Annotated in this window: 2 protein-coding genes and 1 pseudogene; 1 reads left to right on the forward strand and 2 read right to left on the reverse strand. The window is 66.5% G+C overall.

The window, feature by feature from the left end; genetic code table 11:
- On the reverse strand, window positions 1-317 hold a 317-nt coding region (locus ABT116_RS43795), incomplete at its 3' end, for a DUF4956 domain-containing protein (RefSeq protein ID WP_351646391.1).
- Window positions 314-1,156, reverse strand: a complete 843-nt coding sequence (locus tag ABT116_RS43800) for a polyphosphate polymerase domain-containing protein (protein WP_351646393.1) — start codon at window positions 1,154-1,156, stop codon at window positions 314-316. The genes ABT116_RS43800 and ABT116_RS43795, both read right to left, overlap by 4 nt.
- Window positions 1,157-1,651: 495 nt before the next feature.
- Between ABT116_RS43800 and ABT116_RS43805 the strand changes: the two are divergent.
- Window positions 1,652-1,934, forward strand: a pseudogene (locus ABT116_RS43805) (hypothetical protein); the annotation flags it as partial.

A 1,934-nucleotide genomic window follows, 5' to 3' on the forward strand; every position in this document is an offset into this window, starting at 1 on the left:
ATGCCGATCGCCATGGCCAGGAAGATGAAGCCGACGTCTCGTGTCTCCTTGACGGCGTTCCGGAACCGGACCACGGACAACGCACCGACCAGGGAGAACGCCCGCGCCAGGTTGGACCCGACGACGAGCATGATCAGCGCGACGACCATGCCCACGATGACGAGCGTCTGGACGTAGGTCTGGCTGTAGGAGACGTTGCGGTGCGTGTACCGGTACACGTAACCGATCAACGTGCTCAGGACGAACGACAGCGCCATGGCCACGACGACATCGGCAACGCTGAACGTGCCGCTGAGTTCCTGCAGATCGAAGTTCACTGTGCTCCTGCTTTCAAGGGCGCCTGACGCGCCGACGGCTGCTCGGACAGCCCGTTCGTGGTGGGGCTGTGAGGCGATGGATGGTCGGCCTCGTGGACGTGGAAGACGGACCGGGGCGCGAGCCCGAACGCCTCGATGGACTGCACGTACTTGGAGACCCGGATGAGGCTGAGGTTGCGGCGGGCCGCCAGGTCCGTGATCCAGTACGGGGTGCGCTCGTTGACCTTGATCTCCATCACCGACAGGTGCGGCGGGATGGTGAAGCGGTTCTCCGGGTTCTCCGTGCCGAAGTGGAAGTCCCGGTCCCGGCCGCGGATGCGCCGGTCGAAGGTCACCCGCAGCCCGGTGTCCGCGGCCCGGCCGACCAGCGCCTCGCGCTGATAGCCGGTGATCGCTGTCGGCTGCAGATTCAGTCGTACGACGAGTTCGAGCACCTCCTGGATGAAGGCGCTTTCCCTGGCGGAGTGCTCCACCATCTCCCGGCCGTCGCACAACTGGCGGGCGACGCCGTACGGGAGGGTGATACGGCGCTTCTGTGTGACCCGGTTGACCCGCTGCTTGATCTCCACGCACACCGGGGACTCGTCGGTCACCCCGTCCAGGTTCCCGTAGTGGCGGATGCGCAGCTTTCGCCGGAACTTCAGGCCCTCGATCTTCTCCCAGTAGAAGCGCAGCTGCGGGGTGTCGTAGTACAGGCTCCACACCCCGTACCCGCCGACCGGGCTGTTCAGATCGCGGTCCATCCGCTCGGCCAGCTCGTCCCGGATCTCGGCCGCCTCCTCGACCGGTACGAGGTACTTGAGCTCGAACCGGTTGAACGAGTGCAGCCTGCTGGCCACGTGCAACGGCTGTTCCTCTGCCGGGGGCTGCTCCTCCCCCCGGCTCTCGGTTTTCCGCCACGTGGTCACCGGTAGTGCCACCATGCGCCTCCTTCGTCGTACGGCCCGATCGGGCGACGCAGGACACAAAACCGGTGGGATGTGAGAAGCAGCTGAGAATTGCGAGGTAATTCCAGGAGTACTCAAGATGACCAATGGATGAACTGCGCGCGTTGACGCGGCGTCCTCACGGTCCGGGACAGCTCTGGTCGGTTTTGGTGGATGGTCCGTAGGGCGGCGGCGCTGACCGCCTGCAGTGCGGTGGGCCGACCCAGCGACGGCCGGTATCGGTCTCGGGTGCCCAGGGGGTTGATGCCGGCGGGCAGTTCGGGGCGGGCTTCGGTCACGTCCCTCTCAGGACACCGTTGGCGAATTCGGCGGTGGTCGCCAAAATGACCTTGCGGTGGCGGGATGATGGCCGGATCGGCGTGGGGGCGCGAGCGTGAGGTGATCGAGATGTCGCTGCGTCCACGTCTCCCGGGCGAGGTTCCGGTCCAGACCGCCGAGGTGGCCCGGCTGGCCTTTCCCAAGGGCTGTCTGTGCATGCGGATCCGGGAGGCGCTCGGGCCGCTGTTCGCCGACGAGGACTTCGTGGAGCTGTTCCCACAACGGCACAGCGGGTCGGCGGGCGCAAACCACAGTTGCGGCATGGCACTGCTCAGCGACCGCAACCTCCTGCTGCTCTTCGTCGGCCAAGGCGTCTCCCGACTCGGCGACGGCCTGTACACCGCCGCCGTCG

This window comes from Streptomyces sp. NPDC002130, assembly GCF_040296465.1.
GTDB lineage: Bacteria > Actinomycetota > Actinomycetes > Streptomycetales > Streptomycetaceae > Streptomyces.